This window comes from Kerstersia gyiorum (assembly GCF_004216755.1).
Taxonomy (GTDB): Bacteria; Pseudomonadota; Gammaproteobacteria; order Burkholderiales; family Burkholderiaceae_B; genus Kerstersia; species Kerstersia gyiorum.
Genome location: NZ_SGWZ01000001.1, coordinates 1 through 17,395 on the forward strand (window position 1 = coordinate 1; position 17,395 = coordinate 17,395).

Here is a 17,395-nt window from a genome sequence, read left to right on the forward strand (position 1 = left end):
AGAACAGCAGGCAGGGCTGCTGGCAGCACTACGAACGAGGATGCTGGACGAGACATATTGCCTCCTGGCAGGGCGAACAGGCATAGCCTAATGCCAGGAGTCTCATGACACGAGCGTCAGCGTGCCGAAAATAGCACGCTATCAGTCCATGGCCGCCCCGCTAGGCGGTGGCCTACCAGGAAACGACCAGCCACTACACAGCTATCCAGCGTGGCAGGACTTATCCCGCGCAGCCTGCGTAATCTTGCTGGCGCCAGGCTTCGAACACCGTCACGGCGACGGCATTGGACAGATTCAGGCTGCGCTGCCCCGGCCGCATGGGCAGTCGGATACGCTGAGCGGCGGAAAAAGTCGCCAGCTCGGCATCCGCCAGCCCGGCCGTTTCGCGGCCGAACACGAACACATCGCCCGCCTGGAAACTGACACCGGCAATGCTGCGCGCACCCTGCGTCGTCAGCGCAAAGCAACGCTCGGGCGGTGCGCCGGTCGCCGTCAGCGCGGCATCCAGGGAATCATGCACCTTCATGGGCTGCCATTCATGGTAATCCAGCCCGGCACGACGCAAACGAGCGTCGTCCAGCTCGAAGCCCAAGGGGCGCACCAAATGCAGCTGTGCGCCAGTATTGGCGCACAGGCGAATGGCATTACCGGTATTCGGCGGAATTTCTGGGTGAACAAGGATGACGTGAAACATCCCGGTATTTTGCCACTGCCACGCCCATGGCGACACTATTTCCATGAGCCGGCATACACACAGGCCCCTCTACACCACCATGAACCAGCCCTTGCCTTCCCCTCGCAGCATCTTCTGTCATGCCAGGACTGCGAGCCCGCAATCCATACCGCCCACGCAACGAACCGTCACCCTCTCCCGAACAGCCAGACAGGAGCACGACAGCTGTCCCTCCAACGCCATCACCCCCAGATTCATGCACGATACATGCCTGGCATCTACGTGTCTGTGGCCCAGTCCGGCGGCGGCACGCGCGCGGCCGCGAGCAGGGCCACGCTGCTCGCCCCTGCCGCCTTCAAGGCCAGCGCGGCTGCGCTGGCGGTGCTGCCCGTGGTGACCACGTCATCCACCAGCAGGACCGCGTTGCCACCGATGCGCTGCGGACAGTGAAATACCCCATCCAGGATGGCACGCCGTGCCTGCCGTCCCAGTGCCGCCTGCTTGTGCTCGGTTTCAGTACGCCGCAGCCAGGCCGGTTGTTCCTCTGCCCCCAGGCGCCGCGCCAAGTGCCGCGACAATTCACGCGCAGGATTGAAACCGCGCCGCTGCAATGAGCGGCGGCTGGACGGCACCGGCACCAACACCCTGCGCGGTGCGCTCCCGGCCTGTGCCAGCCAGGCATCGGCCATCAGATTGGCCAGCAGGCGCGCATGGCGCAGACGCAATTCCACCTTGTACTGCCAGACCAGCACATCGCCGGGCGGCGTATAGGCAAATGCCTCGCAAATGGATGCCAGGCCTGCCAGCGCCAGGGGCGGCAGGCGCTGCTGCCCTTGGCGCAGGTCCGCCAGGCAGGCAGCGCAGGGCATGCCGCCGCGCGCGGCCGCCAGACATAGTGGACACGCCGAAGATAGGCGGGCCAGCGCAGACTCCACGCACCCGTACCAGCCGCCTCGCAACCATTGCAATGGAACTCTCCCGGTCTGCCGCCCTGGCAGTCTGCTGGCCTGCTGGTCACGGAGGGCGGGCTTCACGCAACCACGCAAGTACGCGTACACTGCACAGCATCCATCCCACACCATGCATGGCACGATGTCCAGCCCATGCGAGATGAAAATGTCCACCACTGCCCCACGCCTGCCCCTGGATCCCCGCCATGTCATGCTGCAGTTTTCCCGACGCGGAGAACTGGCCGAAGGACGGTTTCTCTATGACGAAATTGCCGCGCGCATGGACGAGCGGCTACGCTATATCCGGGTGACGCCCAATGCACTGATGGATGCCGGCAGCGGCGCAGGCCATGCGCTGCCCCTGCTGCAGGCCCGTTATCCGCAGGCCAGCTATACCGGCGTGGATCACAGTGCACCGGTGCTGGCGCTGGCTCGAGCGCGACATGCGCCCGGCAGCTTCCGCACCTGGCTGGACACCTTGCGACGGCGCGACACGGCGCCGCGTTTCGTCCAGGCCGATATGGCTGCAACCGGCCTGCCGCCCGAGTCGCTGGAACTGGTGTGGTCCAACCTGGCCCTGCATTGGCACCCGCAACCTGACGCCGTGCTGGCCGAATGGCGCCGCGTGCTGAAAATCGGCGGCCTGGCCATGTTTTCCTGGCTGGGGCCCGGCACCTTTCTGGAACTGCGGCAAGCCCTGGCCGACGCGGGTCTGAAAACCGCCACGCCGGCTTTCGTGGACATGCATGATTTCGGCGACCAACTGGTAGAGAACGGCTTTGCCGACCCTGTGATGGACCAGGAAACCCTGACCCTGACCTATGAAACACCCGAGCGCCTGCTGCAGGATGTGCGTGCCCTGGGCGGCAACCCCGCCATCGGCCGGCGCGCCGGCCTGCCCGGCCGCCAGTGGCTGCAAGATCTCAAGAATGCACTGGCGGCACAACGCGGCGCCGACGGCCGCATCGCACTGAGCGTGGAAGTTTCCTATGGCCATGCCTGGCGCGCCGCTGCGCGGCAGGTCGGTGGCGAAACCCGGTTGTCCGTCAGTGCCATTGGCCGCAAGCAAGGCTAGCTCACAAGGCTGACCGCCCAGGCGTCAGCGGCGCCAGAAATCCGGCAGGAACAGCACCAGCACGGTAAACAGTTCCAGGCGCCCTATCATCATCGCAAAGGTGCAGACCCAGGCCTGGAAATCCGTCATGCCGGCATAGTTGCCCATCGGCCCGACTGCGCCCAGCCCCGGGCCAATATTGTTGATCATGGCGAATACCGCCGTCAGCGCTGTCAACGTATCCAGCCCGCTCATCAGCATCAGCGCGCTGAATACGCCTATGGATACGGCATACAGCAGCATGAAAGCCATGATGGAAATCATCAGCCGCTGCGGCACGATGCGGCCAGCCACACGCACCGGCATGACCGCATGCGGATGCAGCAGGCTGCGCATTTCCTGGCGCGCCTGCTTGAACAGCAGTACCACGCGGATCATCTTGATGCCGCCCCCCGTCGACCCGGCAGACGTACAGAACGCCCCTGCCAGCATCATGGTCAGCGGCAGCAAAATGGGCCAGAGGGCATAGTCGGTATTGGAAAAGCCCGTCGTAGTGCCGACCGATATCGTGTTGAAAAAACCCTTGCGCAAGGCATCCAGGATGCCGGCATCCGGGTAGTGCCAGAACAGGTAGCAGGACACCAGCACGCACAACGACAGCAGCGTCGCCAGGTACGGAATGGCCTCGGGGCAGCGGCGGTAGGGGCGGAAACTGCGCAACCGGAAGGCCTGGAAATGCGTGGCGAAATTGATCCCGGCAATCAGCATGAAGACCATCGCCACGGCTTCCACGGCTGCCGAATCGAAATGCATGAAACCGTCATCATAGGTAGAGAATCCCCCCAGGCCCATGGTGGATGCCATATGCGTCCAGGCATCGAACCAAGACAGCCCAGCCAGGTGGTAGCACACGAAGCACACCAGGGAAATGCTGACATAAATGGCGTACAGCGCCTTGGCAGTCTCCGCGATGCGCGGCGTGAGTTTTTCATCCTTGATCGGTCCGGGCACTTCGGCACGGAATACCTGGTGGCCACCTACACCCAGCAGCGGCAATACGGCCACGGCCAGCACCAGGATGCCCATGCCGCCCAGCCAGACCAGCGTGGTGCGCCAGAGGTTGATGGACATCGGCAGATCGTCCAGGCCGGTCAGGGCCGTGGCGCCGGTGGTAGTCAGCCCCGACATCGCCTCGAAGTAGGCATGCGCCACCGTGATCGGCGTGCCTGCGCGCAGGAAATACAGATACAGGGGCACCGCAGCCAGCGCCGGCAGGCTGACCCAAACGACGGACACCAGCATGAAGCCGTCCCTGGGGCGCAGTTCACCACGCCGCCAGCGCCCCAGCAGCCAGAACAGTGCGCCCAGCCCGAAGGTAATGAGGAAGCTGTCCTCGAAGACCGGCAGCGCACCGTCTCCGCTCGCCACCGAAACGGCCACGGGCAGCAGCATGGCACAGGCAAACAGCGTTACCGTGACGCCCAGCAGATGCAGCACGGCAAAGAAACGACGGCTCATGGCTCTTGTGGTTAGGTTGTCAGAAGAAAGCAGCGCTGACCTGGAACAGGCTTTCGATCTGCGGAATCTGGCGCCGGGTCGGCGCAAACACAATGACGTGGTCGTCCGACTCGATCACCGTATCATCATCGGCCATGATGATCTGTTCTTCGCCACGCACCAGCGCCACGATACGCGCGCCGCGCGGCAGGCGGACATCCTCGACCTTGCGGCCCACCACCTTGGAGGTATGGCGATCACCGTGGGCGATGACTTCCAGAGCCTCGGCCATGCCTTGCCGCAGTCGGTGTACCGCCACGATATCGCCACGGCGCACATGGCGCAGCAACTCGCTCATGGTCGCCTGGGCCGGTGAAATGGCAACGTCGATATGACTGCCCTGCATCAGTTCGCCGTAGGCCTGGCGGTTGATCAGGGCAATGACCTTGCGGGCGCCCAGGCGCTTGGCCAGCAGGGAAGACATGATGTTGTCTTCATCGTCGCTGGTCAGCGCCAGCCAGATATCCATGTCCTCGATGCTTTCGCCTTCGAGCAGGTCTTCGTCGGTGCCGCTGCCATGCAGCACCAGGACGTTGTCGGGCAAGGTTTCCGCCAGGTACTCGCAACGCCTGATGTCGCGTTCGATCACACGGATGTTGTAGCCTTCGGCGGCCAGTTCGCGGGCCACGCGAATACCGATATTGCCGCCGCCTGCAATCATCACACGGCTCACGCTTTTCTCGGCGCTACGCACCTGGCGCACGGCGCGGCGCGCCTGGGTCGTATCCACGACCACCAGGGCCTCGTCACCGGCCGCGACACGCAGTTCAGGCCGTGGCAACAGGGAGCGGCCGCGCCGCACCACATCTATCACCCTGGCATTGATGCCGGGAAACACACTGGTCAGTTCATCGGTGCGGCGCGCCACCAGCGGGCTGCCCTCGCCCACCCGCAGCGCCATCACGCTCAGCTGGCCATTGGCAAACTCGACCATCTGCAGCGCTTCGGGGAACTCGATCAGTTTGTACAGGTAGCCACTGACGCTGCGTTCCGGGCTGATGACGGCATCCACGCAGAAACCGCCCTCGGCCAGCAGTTCCGGCATTTCGGGCAGTTCCGCCGAGCGTATCCTGGCAATCCGGCGCGGCACGTTGAACACTTGCCGCGCCAGCTTACAGACGACAAGATTCACGGCATCCAGGCTGGCGCAGGCGATCAGGAGATCGGCATCGTCCGCGCCGGCCTTGCGCAGCACGGATACCTGGCAAGCGTCGCCATGCACCACGCGCAAGTCGAAATGCTCCTGCAGCGGCGCGAGCTGCTCAGGATTCATGTCGACGACGGTGATGTCGTTGCGCTCGGAGACCAGGTTTTCCGCGACGCTGACACCGACACGTCCGGCGCCGACGATCAGGATCTTCATGATGAGCGCTTGCGCGTGGCCTCGATGCCAAGCTGCTTGAGCTTGCGGTACAGGTGGGTGCGCTCCAGCCCGGTGCGTTCGGACACGCGTGTCATGCTGTGCCCTTCACGCACCAGGTGGTATTCGAAATAAATCCGTTCGAAGGCATCGCGCGCCTCGCGCAAGGGCAGGTCCAGGGAAATTTCCCCGAGACGGCCATTGGCAGGCGCCTCCTGTTCGGCCCCTGCCGTCACCGGGTCCCGCACTGCGCGTTGCGGCTGCGGTGCGGCCGGCGCATTGGCCGCAGCCGGCGCAGGCACGACACGGCGCCGCGCCAGGCCGTTTTCGACGGTCTTGAGCAGACGCTGCAGTGTGATCGGCTTTTCCAGGAAATCTATGGCGCCGATGCGCGTGGCTTCCATGGCGGTATCAATGGTGGCATGCCCGCTCATCATGACGACCGGCATGTCCAGCAGGCCCTGAGCGCTCCACTCCTTGAGCAGACTGACGCCATCGGTATCCGGCATCCAGATGTCGAGCAGCACCAGGTCAGGCCGGAACGCCTGCCTGGCGGCCCGTGCCTGACTGGCATTCTCGGCCAGTTCGACCGTATGCCCTTCGTCATAGAGAATTTCGGACAACAGCTCGCGTATGCCAACTTCGTCGTCCACTACCAGGATTCTGGCCATAACCTCTCACCTATCGCTTGCTGCATTATCCCTTTTCTGGCCCTGCATCGTCCAGTTTCGCCGAAGTCGAGGCTGGTGCCAACCGGGTCAGGAGAATGGTCACCCGCGCTCCGCCTTCCTTGCGGTTGCCCAAGTCTATCCTGCCACCATGCTCGTCAACGATTTTACGGACAATGGCCAGGCCCAGGCCCGTACCATGCGACTTGGTAGTGACATAGGGTTCGAATACCCGTTGCTGCACGTGCGCCGCGAACCCCTTGCCAGTATCGGAGACTGAAAATCTCAGGGCAGGCTGCTCCGTGCCATCCGCCCGCGCCGTCAGTGTCCGCACCGTTCGTACCCGGACTTTACCCTGTTCTGCCTGCTCCACGATGGCATCGCGGGCATTACTCAGTAAATTATGGATAACTTGGCGCAGCTGGGCCGCATCACCCATGATAAGCGGTGCTTCCGGGTCCAGATGCACTTCCAGCCAATGTTCTGCGCCGGATGCACCATGCTCGACCGGATCCCAGCCGTACAACGCCAGCACATCCGTCACCAGACGATTGAAATCCACTGGCCGCATGACCGCCTGCGGCGCGCGCGCATATTCGCGGAACTCATCGACCATCTGCTTGAGCGAGGCCACCTGATCGACAATGGTCTGCGTGGCCCGCCGCAACATGCGGGCGTCGTCGGATTCCAGCTTGTCGGCCAGCTTCATGGCCAGACGCTCGGCGGAAAGCTGGATGGGCGTCAGCGGGTTCTTGATTTCATGGGCAAGGCGGCGCGCCACTTCGCCCCAGGCTACCGTACGGCTGGCCGACATCAGTTCGGTGATGTCGTCGAAGACCACCAGATAGCCGTTGTCACGCTCGGCGACACGCAGGTGGGTACCACGCGCCATCAACGTCGCAGGCTGCGGGTCGGTGCCGCTGCCCCCCTCTTCGGACAGGGCCAGCTCGAACCGCTGGGTCCAGTAGGGCGCTTCGGAATCCACGGCTTCGTGCGCGGCGAAAGCATGGCGAATCACGGCGGCAAAACCGATCAGGCTATCGACGGTTTCCAGCGGGCGGCCCACAGTCTGGCGCAGGTCGGCATGCAGGATGGCCTGCGCTCCCTGGTTGAACATGGTGACGCGAAACAGTTCGTCGAACACCAGCACGCCGGAAGACAGGTTGCTCAATACGCTTTCCAGGTAGACGTTGGAGCGCTCGAGCTGGCGCCGGTTGCGCTCCACCATGGTGCGCGCCTCGCCCAGCTGCCGCGTCATGGCGTTGAAGGAGCGCGTCAGCTGGCCGACCTCGTCATTGCCGGGAGGCTCGGGCAACGGCCGATAATCCCCGACGCTGACGGCCTTGGTGCCCGACGCCAGGGTCAGCAGCGGCCGCACCAAGCGCCGGGACAGCGCCAGCGCGACAGCCACCGAGGCAAACACCGTCAGCAGCAGGGCCATCGTCAGCGTGATGCCGTACAGCTTGCGCAGGCCCAGCCGCGACAGCGACAGCTCCTGGTAGTCGCGGAAACCTTCCTGCACGCGGCTGGCGTTGTAGGCAATCTGCTCAGGCACGGGTTGTATCAGCTGCAACCAGCGCGGGTCGCCAGTGGTCCAGCCGCGCAGGCGGTCTATGCTGGCATCCGACGACATGGGCAGCACCACGCGCAAATACAGGCGTTCTCTCCCCACCGAGCCACGGGTTTCATCGGACTCGGCAGCGGAATAGCTGCGTGCAATGCGCAGCTGGTTCATGACGGATGGCGGCGGCAGCTCGGGCAGCAGCGCGCCGTAACCTTCAGTCGAATAGGCAATGGAACGACCGTTGCTGGTGAACACCATGGCATCGGACACGCTGTGCGCACTGCGCAGGCGGGTCAGTACCAACGCCATGTCGGCGTCGCTGGTGCGGTTCAGTTCGAGCAACATGGCACGCCCGCGGGCTTCCAGTTCCGCCAGTTGCGAATCCAGCGCCGCGCGCCCCAGGTTCAGACCGGCCTCCAGCGCCGCGTTCACGCGCACGTTGAACCAGGACTCGATGGAGCGCGACATGAACTGTACCGACAGCATGTAGATGGCCACGCCAGGCACCACGCCGATGACAGCGAAGGACAGGGCGAAACGCGCAGTCAGGCGGGCGCCGAAGGCGCGGCGCTGGAACTGGCGCCACATGCGCAGGCTGAGGCCCAGCACCCAGACGAACATGGCCAGCGCCAGCACGCCATTGAGCAACAGCAGCAGATCGTAGTATTCGGCGAAACGGGACGCATTGGCTGTGGACCAGACCAGCATGGCCAGCAGCGCCAGCCCGCAGGCACCGCCCAGCAACAAGGCCATGCGCAGCATCTGGCTCATGGGCCTTCCGGTACGGGATCCGGCACCTTGAACGAAAAATCGAACCAAGGTGAACTGGCCGTCCAGGCGCTGCTGTTGAAAGCGTTGATCTGGAACGGCCTGGACAGGCGTGCCGTATCCAGGCGCAACCGCAGCCTGCCTTCATAGCGGACGCCGGGGACAAGCTGAGCGGTCTTCGCCACGGGCCAGCCACGGATGGTACGCACCACCTCCATGGCTTCATCCAGGCCCGATACCGGCAGCGAGAGCTCGCCAGTGCCGACACGCCATTGACGCGTCAAGGCGTTGTAAAGCACGCGCCAGGTAATGCGCGTTTCGATTTCCGTGGCGTCGAACCACCACCAGCGCTTGCGATCGACTTCCAGGTCTACGCTGAAATACAGCGGCACGCCCCGTTCGGCAGCCTCACGCAGTTCCGCGTTCAGTTCGAAGGGCAGCTGCGCATCTATCTCCACCTCACCGCGCCGGAACGACACGGAGATATCGGCCTGCTCGGCAAACGCCGGCCCCACCGGCAGCAAACATGCCGCCAGACACAGCGAAACCAGCGCAAGCAGGTTTCGGAGGAGGGAGAAAGATGTGCGTGGCATAGCCATCATTCTTGGCGATTCAGGCCTGCTTGGCAAACAAGGCGTAGAAAAAACCGTCATGCTGATGCGACAGTGTTGCATTCGCCCCAACCGGCAGCAATTGACCCGGCGCTTCGAGCACCACGGCATCTGCATGTGCCTTGAGAAATGCCCGCGCCTGGCCCGCGCATTCCTCCGGGAACACTGAACATGTCACATACAGCAGGCGCCCGCCCGGCGCCAGCAGCGGCCAGAGGGCATCCAGCATGCGGCGCTGCACCGCGGCGGTCTTCTGCACATCGGCTTCACGCCGCAACCAGCGAATGTCCGGGTGACGGCGCACCACGCCCGAGGCCGTGCATGGCGCATCAACCAGCATGGCGTCGAACGGCCGGCCATCCCACCAGGTGTCGGGACGCGCGGCATCCCCGGCCCGAACCTGCACTGCCGGCCCATCCAGGCGCAGGCGCGCCAGGTTTTCGTGCACGCGCGCCAGGCGGCCGGCATCAGCATCCAGCGCCAGCAGCTCCACATCGGCGCATTCCAGCAGGTGCGCCGTCTTGCCGCCAGGCGCTGCGCAGGCATCCAGCACACGCATGCCCTCACGCGGCGCCAGCAGCTCGGCCGCCCGCTGGGCACCGGCATCCTGTACCGACCACCAACCTTCTGCGTAGCCCGGCAGGCGCGTCACGACATGCGAACCCGCGAGCGTCAGGCCCCAGCTGCCGACCGGCTCGGCTTGCACGCCGGCTGCGGCCAACGCGTCCGCCACCTGGGCCAAGCTGGCACGGCGGCGGTTGACCCGCAAGGTCAGTGGCGCCGGGGTGGCGCTGCTCTCGAGCACGGTCTGCCAAGCATCGGGGTAGGCGAATTGCAGCTTGCGCACCCACCATTGAGGGAAATTCCAGCGCGCTTCATCGTCGTCACGCGGCAATTGCCCGTACTCGCGCAGGAAACTGCGCAGCACGGCATTGATCAGGGGTTTGAAATGCTTCAGCCGCACCTGCCCGGCAGCCGCCTCGACGGCCTGGTCCACCAGCGTATGCGATGCGTAATTGGGTTCATGCGGCAAGGCCGTGCCCTGTTCATGGCGCACGGCGGCATCCAGCAACGACAAGGCCGTCAGCAACAAGGCATCCAGCAAAGGTTGTTCCGGCCTGCGCCGCACCAGGTAGGAGCGGTCCGCGATGGCGGTGCCCAGCGTGCGCATGACATGCGATGCCAGCGCCTGGGCCGCCGGACGGCGGACCGATGGCAATGCATCCAGCGTTTCCGTCAGAGAACGCCCTGAGAGCACGGACTGCACTGCAACTGCCGTATCCAGCAGCACAGCCGACAGCGGGATCTGGACCTGCGGCGCGCCCGTCACGCGCCCAGCCCTCCGGCTGGCACCTGCCAGCCTCGCACGAAGACATCGACAGGCTGGCGCTTGCCCCCCGCTTTCTGCAGCGTCAACAAACGCAGGCGGCCATTGGCCGTCGCCAGGTCTATGCCTTCGGGCGTGGCGGCCAGCAAGGCGCCGGGCGCCTGGCCGTGACCTTCGTCCGGCAGCGCGACGGCTTCCCATACCTTGACCGGATCAGCCAGACCAGGCAGGCGTACACTTGCGCCCGGCACGGGATCGAAAGCCCGGATGCGCCGCGCCAAGACGTCTGCAGACTGGGTGAAATCAAGCGGCGACTCGGCCTTGTCCAGCTTGGCCGCGTAGCAAACCCCTTGCTCAGGCTGCGGCACCGCCGGCAGCGTGCCACGTTCCAGCGCCGCCAGCGCCTCGACAATCGCTTCGCCACCCAGCGCCGCAAGACGGTCATGCAAGCGCGCCGCATTGTCGTGCGGACCGATGGGGGTGCTTTTCTCCAGCAGCATAGCGCCGGTATCCAGGCCCTCGTCCATCTGCATGATCGTCACGCCGGTACGTTCGTCGCCGGCCTCGATGGCACGCTGGATGGGCGCAGCGCCACGCCAGCGTGGCAACAGGCTGGCGTGAATATTCAGACAGCCCAGGCGCGGCAACGCCAGCGTCCAGGCAGGCAGGATCAGGCCATAGGCGGCGACGATCATTGCATCCGGCCGCAGCGCTTCCAGCACGGTGCGAGCGGCCCCGGCTTCATCGGGAAACTTGCCATCCAACCTCAGGCTGCGCGGCTGCAGCACCTCGATTCCCGCCGCCAGCGCTGCCTGCTTGACCGGACTGGCCATCAATTTCATGCCCCGGCCGGCAGGCCTGTCAGGCTGTGTCATGACTAGCACGATCTCGTGCCCGGCTGCCAACAGCGCGTCAAACGCGATACGGGCGAATTCCGGGGTACCGGCAAAGACAAGTCGCATGGGTAGGATTCAGGAATAACAACAGTTGACGAACGCGCGCCCCGCCAGGGCGCCACGGCGAATCCAGGCCGCCGGCAGACGCAGCCGGCGGCAGCGCGGCATCAGGCGCGCGCCAGTTCGCGTGCCTGCTTGCGCAGCTTGTTGCGAATGCGGTTGAGCTTCAGGCTGGAGAGGTATTCGACGAAAACCTTGCCATCCAGGTGGTCGATTTCATGCTGCACGCAGACAGCCAGCAGGCCATCGGCATCGAATTCGTAGGCTTCGCCCTGCTCATTGAGCGCGCGCACCCGGACCTCCGACGGACGGCAGACTTCGTCGTACACGCCGGGCACCGACAGGCAGCCTTCTTCGTAGGTCTTGCTTTCGTCGCTGCGCCACAGGATTTCCGGGTTGATGAGCACCCGCAATTCCTGCTGGTTTTCCGAAACGTCGATCACCACCACACGCTTGTGCACGTCTACCTGGGTTGCCGCCAGGCCGACGCCGGGCGCTGCATACATGGTTTCAGCCATGTCGCGCACCAATTGGCGAATGCTGTCGTCGACCTGCTCGACAGGCTGGGCGACCTTGTGCAGGCGAGGGTCGGGATAACGGAGGATGGGAAGCAATGCCATGGCCAAGGTACCGAAGAAACACAAAAAGCGCCCTGAGACGCGCATAACCTTCATCATAAATCATCTACCTGCCGGCACGGGGAAAAGCCATGCGGATGAATGGGTGAAGGTGTGCTCAATTGAGCACACCTTCACCCCCGACTGGCCGGGCAACGTGCCAGACTGCCATCCATGTGTACTCCCGGCCCTTCCCCCATCCCACATGCCGACTCGCATGCCGGCACACCGGTCAGCCCTCCTGCAGGCACACTTGTCCGCCCGCTTGTCTGCCTGCCTGCTCACCCGGACCCAGTCCTGGCGGCCTGGCTGCGCTTCGCGCTCGAACCTGGCCTGCCCTTGCGTACCGCACTGGCGCTGCTGCAACGCTTCGCCACGCCATCGGCCGTCTACCAGCAGGACGCTGCCGTATTGCGAACCTGTCTGCCGGCTGCCCTGGCCATGCAGCTGGCGCGTGCGCCCGGCACCGAACTGGCGGCCCGCCTGGCACAGGCGTCGCACTGGCTGCGCGGCGGCGCAGAGCGCCATGCCCTGCCGCTGCATCACCCCTGCTACCCCGACGCCCTGCGCCAGCTGGCCGACCCACCGCTGCTGCTCTACCTTGAAGGCAACCCTCAGGTGCTGGCGCGACCCGCCATCGCCATTGTCGGCGCTCGCAACGCCACCCCGGCAGGCAAACAGAACGCCTATGCCTTCGCAAGCGCGCTCGCCAGCGCCGGCTGGGTGGTCGTCAGCGGGCTGGCACGCGGCATAGATGCTGCCGCGCATACTGGCGCACTGGACGGCGCGCCCCCGCTCGCCCCGGCCACGGTGGCCGTCCTGGGCTGCGGCCCGGATATCATCTACCCGGCGTCCCATGCCGAGCTGGCCCGCCGCATCATCGGGCAAGGCGCCATCCTGTCGGACTATCCACCAGGCACTCCGCCGCTGCCGGGTCACTTCCCGCGTCGCAACCGCCTGGTTGCGGGCCTGGCGCAGGGCACGCTGGTCATAGAAGCTGCCCTGCGTAGCGGTTCACTGGTGACCGCCAGGCTGGCCGCCGACAACAACCGGGAAGTCTTCGCGCTACCCGGCTCCATCCATGCCCCGCTGGCGCGCGGCTGCCATGCACTGATCCGCCAGGGCGCCAAATTGGTCGAAACCCTGGAAGACATCCTGGAAGAGCTTCCTGCCATTCCGCCTGCGCCTGAACAAACCCCGGCCCAGCCCCCCCATCCTCAAGCTCCGCCCGCCTGCCCGCTGTCCCCGGATGCCCGCCGTCTGCTCCCCTTTCTATCGGACGCCCCCGCCGGCCTGGATGCCCTGCTGCTGCGCAGCGGCATGGATGCCGCATCGGCCAGCGCCGCGCTCTGGGAACTTGAAACCGCCGGTCTGGCCGCGCGTACGGATGCAGGCAGCTACCAGGGCTTGGCCGCCCGGAGGCGCGTACGCCAGGGCCAGGCTCCTTTTCCCGCCAACAAGACCTAGAATCGGTCTTTTTCTTCCCGACCCCGGCTTTTCCCATGAATGAACATCGCCACAAGCTTTCCATGAGCATCCTGATGACGCCGGACATGGCCAATTTTTCCGGCAATGTCCATGGCGGCACCATCCTGAAGTACCTCGACCAGGTGGCCTACGCCTGCGCCAGCCGCTACGCGGGCAGCTATGTCGTCACCCTGTCGGTCGATCAGGTGATGTTCCGCCAGCCCATCCACGTCGGCGAACTGGTCACCTTCTATGCCAGCGTGAACTACACCGGCAGGACCTCCATGGAAATCGGCATCAAGGTCGTGACCGAAGATATCCGTCAGCAGATGGTGCGCCACACCAACAGCTGCTACTTCACCATGGTGGCCGTGGATGACAATGGCAAGGCGGTCGCCGTGCCGCCGCTGCAACCCGACACCCTGGAAGAGCGCCAGCGCTATGAAGCCGCCATCCAGCGCCGCGCCCTGCGCGAGGAAATGGAAGCCAGGCATCGCCGCATCAAGCACGACACCACGGGCCACGAAGCCTGAAGCCTGTTTATTGACCCAGTGGCGCCGGCCAGCCAGGGCGGCTAAACGACCTCTCCGAGCCAGCGCCGTGCCACGGCCTTTTCCAGCTCCAGCAAAGTGAACAGCGCAAGCCCTACCGCCAGCACGGCCACCACCTGCCCGGGGCTCAACGCCGCCGTCTGGAACCAGCGCTGCATGGCGGGCGCATAGGTGAGCAACAACTGCCCCGCCGTCACGACCACCAGCGCCAACGCCACAGCCGGCGTCCCCTTGATGCCCTGCCAGTTGAACGAACGCATGTGCAGGTAGCGCACGCTGAACAGATAAGCCACCTCCATCACCACGATCACGTTCACCACTGCCGTGCGTGCGACTTCCAGCGGTGCCCCCCGGGCCTGCAGGAACAGAAAGATGCCCAGCGCACCTATCATGAACAGGAACGAAACGAACCCCACCCGCCACAGCAGGAAGCCCGACAGCAACGGCTGCCCGGCCGGACGCGGCCGGCGCGCCATGACGCCGGGCTCGGCAGGCTCGAAAGCCAGCACCAGGCCCAGCGTCACGGTCGTCGCCAGGTTGATCCAAAGGATCTGGGCGGTAGACATGGGCAACACCCATCCCATCATCAGGGCCAGGATAACGACCATGACTTCACCGCCATTGGTCGGCAAGGTCCAGGAAATCACCTTTGTCAGGTTGTCATAGACCGTCCGGCCTTCCTTGACGGCCGCAACGATGGAGGCGAAGTTGTCATCGGCCAACACGATCTCGGACGCTTCCTTGGCTGCTTCCGTCCCCTTGCCGCCCATCGCCACCCCGACATCCGCCTGCTTGAGCGCCGGCGCATCATTGACGCCATCGCCAGTCATGGCCACCACCGCGCCACGCGCCTGCAGCGCACGCACGATGCGCAGCTTGTGTTCTGGCGTCGCACGGGCAAACACCGTCGTGCGCTGTGCGGCATCAGGCAAATCGGCATCACTGATGCGATCCAGCTCGGCAGCACCCAGCACCTCGGGCTGGTCCCGCAGGCCCAGCTGCCGTGCAATCGCCAGGGCGGTGGCGGCGTGGTCGCCGGTGATCATCTTGACTTCGATGCCTGCGCTGCGGCAATCACGCACGGCCGCCAGGGCCTCGTCGCGTGGCGGGTCGATGAACCCGATCACCCCCAGCAGCACGAAATCCGCCGCCAGCTCATCCGGGTTCAGCGACAGCGCATCCTCCGGCCCCAGCTCGCGCATGGCAAAGCCCAGCACACGCTGGCCCTGTTCCGCCAATGCCGCGATTTGCCCATCCCAGTAGGCGCGGTCCAGCGGCGTCTCGCCCCCGGCCGTGCGCTGCGTAGCACAGCGTCCCAGCACTTTCTCGGGTGCGCCCTTCAGACACAACAATCGCACGCCGCTCCCCGCCGCGTCGCCATGCAGGGTCGCCATATAGGCATAACGTGCGTCGAACGGGATTTCATCGAGCCGTGGCCAGGCCAGCCGCTCCAGCCCGGCATCCAGCCCCCCCTTGGCGGCCAGCGCCAGCAGCGCCCCTTCCATGGTATCGCCGCGCACCGACCAGGCACCACCTTCGTCCTGATGCAAGCCCGCGTCATTGCACAACAGGCCGCAACGCAGCAGCGCACCGGCCTGTTCCACATCCGCGCCACCTGCCTGCGCCAGCAGCTCGCCCTGGGGCGCGTAGCCCTGGCCGGACGCCTGCCAGCAGGCATCTGCCATTACCACTCGCTGCGCCGTCATTTCATTGCGCGTCAGCGTACCGGTCTTGTCGGAACAAATAATGGAAGTCGCCCCCAGGGTTTCCACGGCAGGCAGACGGCGCACGATGGCCTGGCGCCGCGCCATGCGCTGCACGCCGATCGCCAGCGTGATCGTCATGACGGCCAGCAAACCCTCGGGCACCACGGCCACCGCCAGGCTGACCACAGCCATCAGCGCATCCAGCGCGCCATAGCCGCGCACACCCACGGCGAACACGAACAGCAAGACGGCGCAAACCAGCACCGCCACCCCGAACACCCGGCTGAAACGATCTACCTGGCGCAACAACGGCGTACTGATCACCTCGACCTCATGCATCAGCGTGCTGATGCGGCCGATTTCCGTCCTGGCGCCAGTCGCCACCACGACGCCAGCGCCCATGCCCGCCACCACCAGGGTGCCGGAAAACGCCATCCCGTCGCGGTCGCCCAGGGGCGCGTCCACCATCGACACGGCGACCTGCTTGGACGCATTGACGGATTCGCCTGTCAGGATGGCCTCGTCCACCATCAAGCCACGCGAGCGCAACAGGCGCAGATCCGCCGTCACGCGGTCGCCCGGCTCCAGCAGCACGATATCGCCAGGCACCAGGTCTGCGGCATCGCATACCATCCGCCCGCCATCGCGCAACACCGTGGCATGGGGCGCGATCAAGCGCCGGATGGATTCCATGGCCTGTTGCGCCCTGCCCTCCTGGATGAATCCGGTAACGGCATTCACAACCACCACCAGCACGATGACGGCCGCATCCACGCCATGGCCCAACGCCAGGCTGACGGCCGCCCCCACCAGCAACAGATAGATCAGGCTGTTATGGAACTGCAAAAGAAAACGCCGCCATGCCGGCTTGCCCGCAGCCAGCGGCAACCGGTTCGGGCCATACGTTTTCAGCCGCTGCGCGGCCTGCGCACCATCGAGCCCTTCCGGCCCGCTTTGCAGGCTTGCCAGCACATCGTCCACTGGCATGGCATGCCAGATGGACGCAGCCCCTTCGTGCCCCGGACGCGCCAGGCGCCCCCCGGCCGCCTCTGTGTCCTCCGGCCCTGAAACCGGTTCCTGCCCCCGCTGCTGCATTTGCCCCCCTGGCTCTGAACACAACCCCGCTGTCATGAAACACCCTGGCCGCTAAAGCCGGCCAGCCAGGGACCGGCCGCATGGCATGACGCGCTATCGCGCGATTCTGATTGCATCCGCCACACCGGCCCCATTAGCAAAAGATAACATGGCACCTGCCCCATACCCGCACGCGGACTGGGCCTGTCCAGCCACGCCTGCCAGGAAAATGCCATAATCGCCAAGCCTGGATGCCGCCTGACCGGCGCATCGCCGCACTGCTGTCCCTGCCCGCCGGCAAACCCGGCCGGTCACGCCGCAGCAACCAAGCCGCACCCCTGAAAATACTGCGCCACGCCTTCATCATGCAGCCCCCTGGAAACCTCACGGGGGGCTGTTTGTCTTGAAGCGCCCAGGCAGACCAGAACACCCATGCCTACCTTGCCCCTGGCGACGCGGGCGACCAGGCCAGGAATTGTCACCCTGCCGCCT

Annotated in this window: 14 protein-coding genes; 3 read left to right on the forward strand and 11 right to left on the reverse strand. The window is 65.2% G+C overall.

The genetic code is table 11. The annotated features are described in order from the left end of the window. Window positions 1-220 precede the first annotated feature (220 nt). Window positions 221-694, reverse strand: coding sequence for a tRNA (cytidine(34)-2'-O)-methyltransferase (locus EV679_RS00005; RefSeq protein WP_068372605.1), 474 nt, complete (start codon window positions 692-694; stop codon window positions 221-223). A 257-nt stretch (window positions 695-951) separates the two neighbouring features. Beyond that, window positions 952-1,542 (reverse strand): ComF family protein, encoded by a 591-nt coding sequence (locus tag EV679_RS00010; RefSeq protein ID WP_068372608.1) that lies wholly within the window; start codon window positions 1,540-1,542, stop codon window positions 952-954. A 241-nt stretch (window positions 1,543-1,783) separates the two neighbouring features. Between EV679_RS00010 and EV679_RS00015 the strand changes: the two genes are divergently transcribed. Further along, complete coding sequence (locus EV679_RS00015) at window positions 1,784-2,698, forward strand: methyltransferase domain-containing protein (RefSeq protein WP_130486256.1); 915 nt, start codon at window positions 1,784-1,786, stop codon at window positions 2,696-2,698. Between the two features lie 24 nt (window positions 2,699-2,722). On the opposite strand, the gene EV679_RS00020 is transcribed toward EV679_RS00015, so the two are convergent. From EV679_RS00020 to def, 8 genes are all read right to left on the reverse strand, one after another. After that, a complete protein-coding gene (locus EV679_RS00020) occupies window positions 2,723-4,195 on the reverse strand; it encodes a TrkH family potassium uptake protein (protein ID WP_068372614.1) in 1,473 nt (490 codons plus the stop codon). Between the two features lie 19 nt (window positions 4,196-4,214). Beyond that, on the reverse strand, window positions 4,215-5,597 hold the full coding sequence (trkA, locus tag EV679_RS00025; RefSeq protein ID WP_068372618.1) for a Trk system potassium transporter TrkA: 1,383 nt from the start codon (window positions 5,595-5,597) through the stop codon (window positions 4,215-4,217). Beyond that, window positions 5,594-6,265: a response regulator gene (locus tag EV679_RS00030; protein ID WP_130486257.1), complete on the reverse strand. Its 672-nt coding sequence runs from the start codon at window positions 6,263-6,265 to the stop codon at window positions 5,594-5,596. The genes trkA and EV679_RS00030 overlap by 4 nt, the downstream gene beginning before the upstream one ends. A 25-nt stretch (window positions 6,266-6,290) precedes the next feature. Further along, window positions 6,291-8,597 carry a sensor histidine kinase gene (locus tag EV679_RS00035; RefSeq protein WP_068372629.1) on the reverse strand — a complete coding sequence of 769 codons (2,307 nt, stop codon included), beginning with the start codon at window positions 8,595-8,597 and terminating at the stop codon, window positions 6,291-6,293. Further along, the gene (locus EV679_RS00040) at window positions 8,594-9,187 is read right to left on the reverse strand and encodes a DUF4390 domain-containing protein (RefSeq protein ID WP_127772979.1); all 594 of its coding nucleotides are present in this window, start codon (window positions 9,185-9,187) and stop codon (window positions 8,594-8,596) included. Before EV679_RS00040 ends, EV679_RS00035 begins: the two co-directional genes overlap by 4 nt. Window positions 9,188-9,206: 19 nt before the next feature. Beyond that, window positions 9,207-10,535 carry a 16S rRNA (cytosine(967)-C(5))-methyltransferase RsmB gene (gene rsmB / locus EV679_RS00045; RefSeq protein WP_130486258.1) on the reverse strand — a complete coding sequence of 443 codons (1,329 nt, stop codon included), beginning with the start codon at window positions 10,533-10,535 and terminating at the stop codon, window positions 9,207-9,209. After that, window positions 10,532-11,494 (reverse strand): methionyl-tRNA formyltransferase, encoded by a 963-nt coding sequence (fmt, locus tag EV679_RS00050; RefSeq protein WP_068372634.1) that lies wholly within the window; start codon window positions 11,492-11,494, stop codon window positions 10,532-10,534. Before fmt ends, rsmB begins: the two co-directional genes overlap by 4 nt. 101 nt (window positions 11,495-11,595) lie before the next feature. Beyond that, complete coding sequence (gene def, locus EV679_RS00055; protein ID WP_130486259.1) at window positions 11,596-12,108, reverse strand: peptide deformylase; 513 nt, start codon at window positions 12,106-12,108, stop codon at window positions 11,596-11,598. Window positions 12,109-12,378: 270 nt separating this feature from the next. On the opposite strand from def, the gene dprA reads away from it, so the two are divergent. Continuing rightward, entirely contained in the window at window positions 12,379-13,572 is a 1,194-nt protein-coding gene (gene dprA / locus EV679_RS00060) for a DNA-processing protein DprA (protein WP_420883593.1), read from the forward strand. Between the two features lie 35 nt (window positions 13,573-13,607). Continuing rightward, complete coding sequence (locus EV679_RS00065) at window positions 13,608-14,105, forward strand: acyl-CoA thioesterase (RefSeq protein ID WP_068372637.1); 498 nt, start codon at window positions 13,608-13,610, stop codon at window positions 14,103-14,105. 41 nt (window positions 14,106-14,146) lie between these two features. On the opposite strand, the gene EV679_RS00070 is transcribed toward EV679_RS00065, so the two are convergent. Next, window positions 14,147-16,816, reverse strand: a complete 2,670-nt coding sequence (locus EV679_RS00070) for an HAD-IC family P-type ATPase (protein WP_238591408.1) — start codon at window positions 16,814-16,816, stop codon at window positions 14,147-14,149. Between the last annotated feature and the right edge of the window lie 579 nt (window positions 16,817-17,395).

Bases quoted from the DNA above. Each gene is read 5' to 3' on its own strand.
- EV679_RS00005 (WP_068372605.1), bottom strand. From the start codon at position 694: ATGTTTCACGTCATCCTTGTTCACCCAGAAATTCCGCCGAATACCGGT.
- EV679_RS00010 (WP_068372608.1), bottom strand. From the start codon at position 1,542: ATGCCCTGCGCTGCCTGCCTGGCGGACCTGCGCCAAGGGCAGCAGCGC.
- EV679_RS00015 (WP_130486256.1), top strand. From the start codon at position 1,784: ATGAAAATGTCCACCACTGCCCCACGCCTGCCCCTGGATCCCCGCCAT.
- EV679_RS00020 (WP_068372614.1), bottom strand. From the start codon at position 4,195: ATGAGCCGTCGTTTCTTTGCCGTGCTGCATCTGCTGGGCGTCACGGTA.
- trkA (WP_068372618.1), bottom strand. From the start codon at position 5,597: ATGAAGATCCTGATCGTCGGCGCCGGACGTGTCGGTGTCAGCGTCGCG.
- EV679_RS00030 (WP_130486257.1), bottom strand. From the start codon at position 6,265: ATGGCCAGAATCCTGGTAGTGGACGACGAAGTTGGCATACGCGAGCTG.
- EV679_RS00035 (WP_068372629.1), bottom strand. From the start codon at position 8,597: ATGAGCCAGATGCTGCGCATGGCCTTGTTGCTGGGCGGTGCCTGCGGG.
- EV679_RS00040 (WP_127772979.1), bottom strand. From the start codon at position 9,187: ATGCCACGCACATCTTTCTCCCTCCTCCGAAACCTGCTTGCGCTGGTT.
- fmt (WP_068372634.1), bottom strand. From the start codon at position 11,494: ATGCGACTTGTCTTTGCCGGTACCCCGGAATTCGCCCGTATCGCGTTT.
- def (WP_130486259.1), bottom strand. From the start codon at position 12,108: ATGGCATTGCTTCCCATCCTCCGTTATCCCGACCCTCGCCTGCACAAG.
- EV679_RS00065 (WP_068372637.1), top strand. From the start codon at position 13,608: ATGAATGAACATCGCCACAAGCTTTCCATGAGCATCCTGATGACGCCG.
- EV679_RS00070 (WP_238591408.1), bottom strand. From the start codon at position 16,816: ATGCCAGTGGACGATGTGCTGGCAAGCCTGCAAAGCGGGCCGGAAGGG.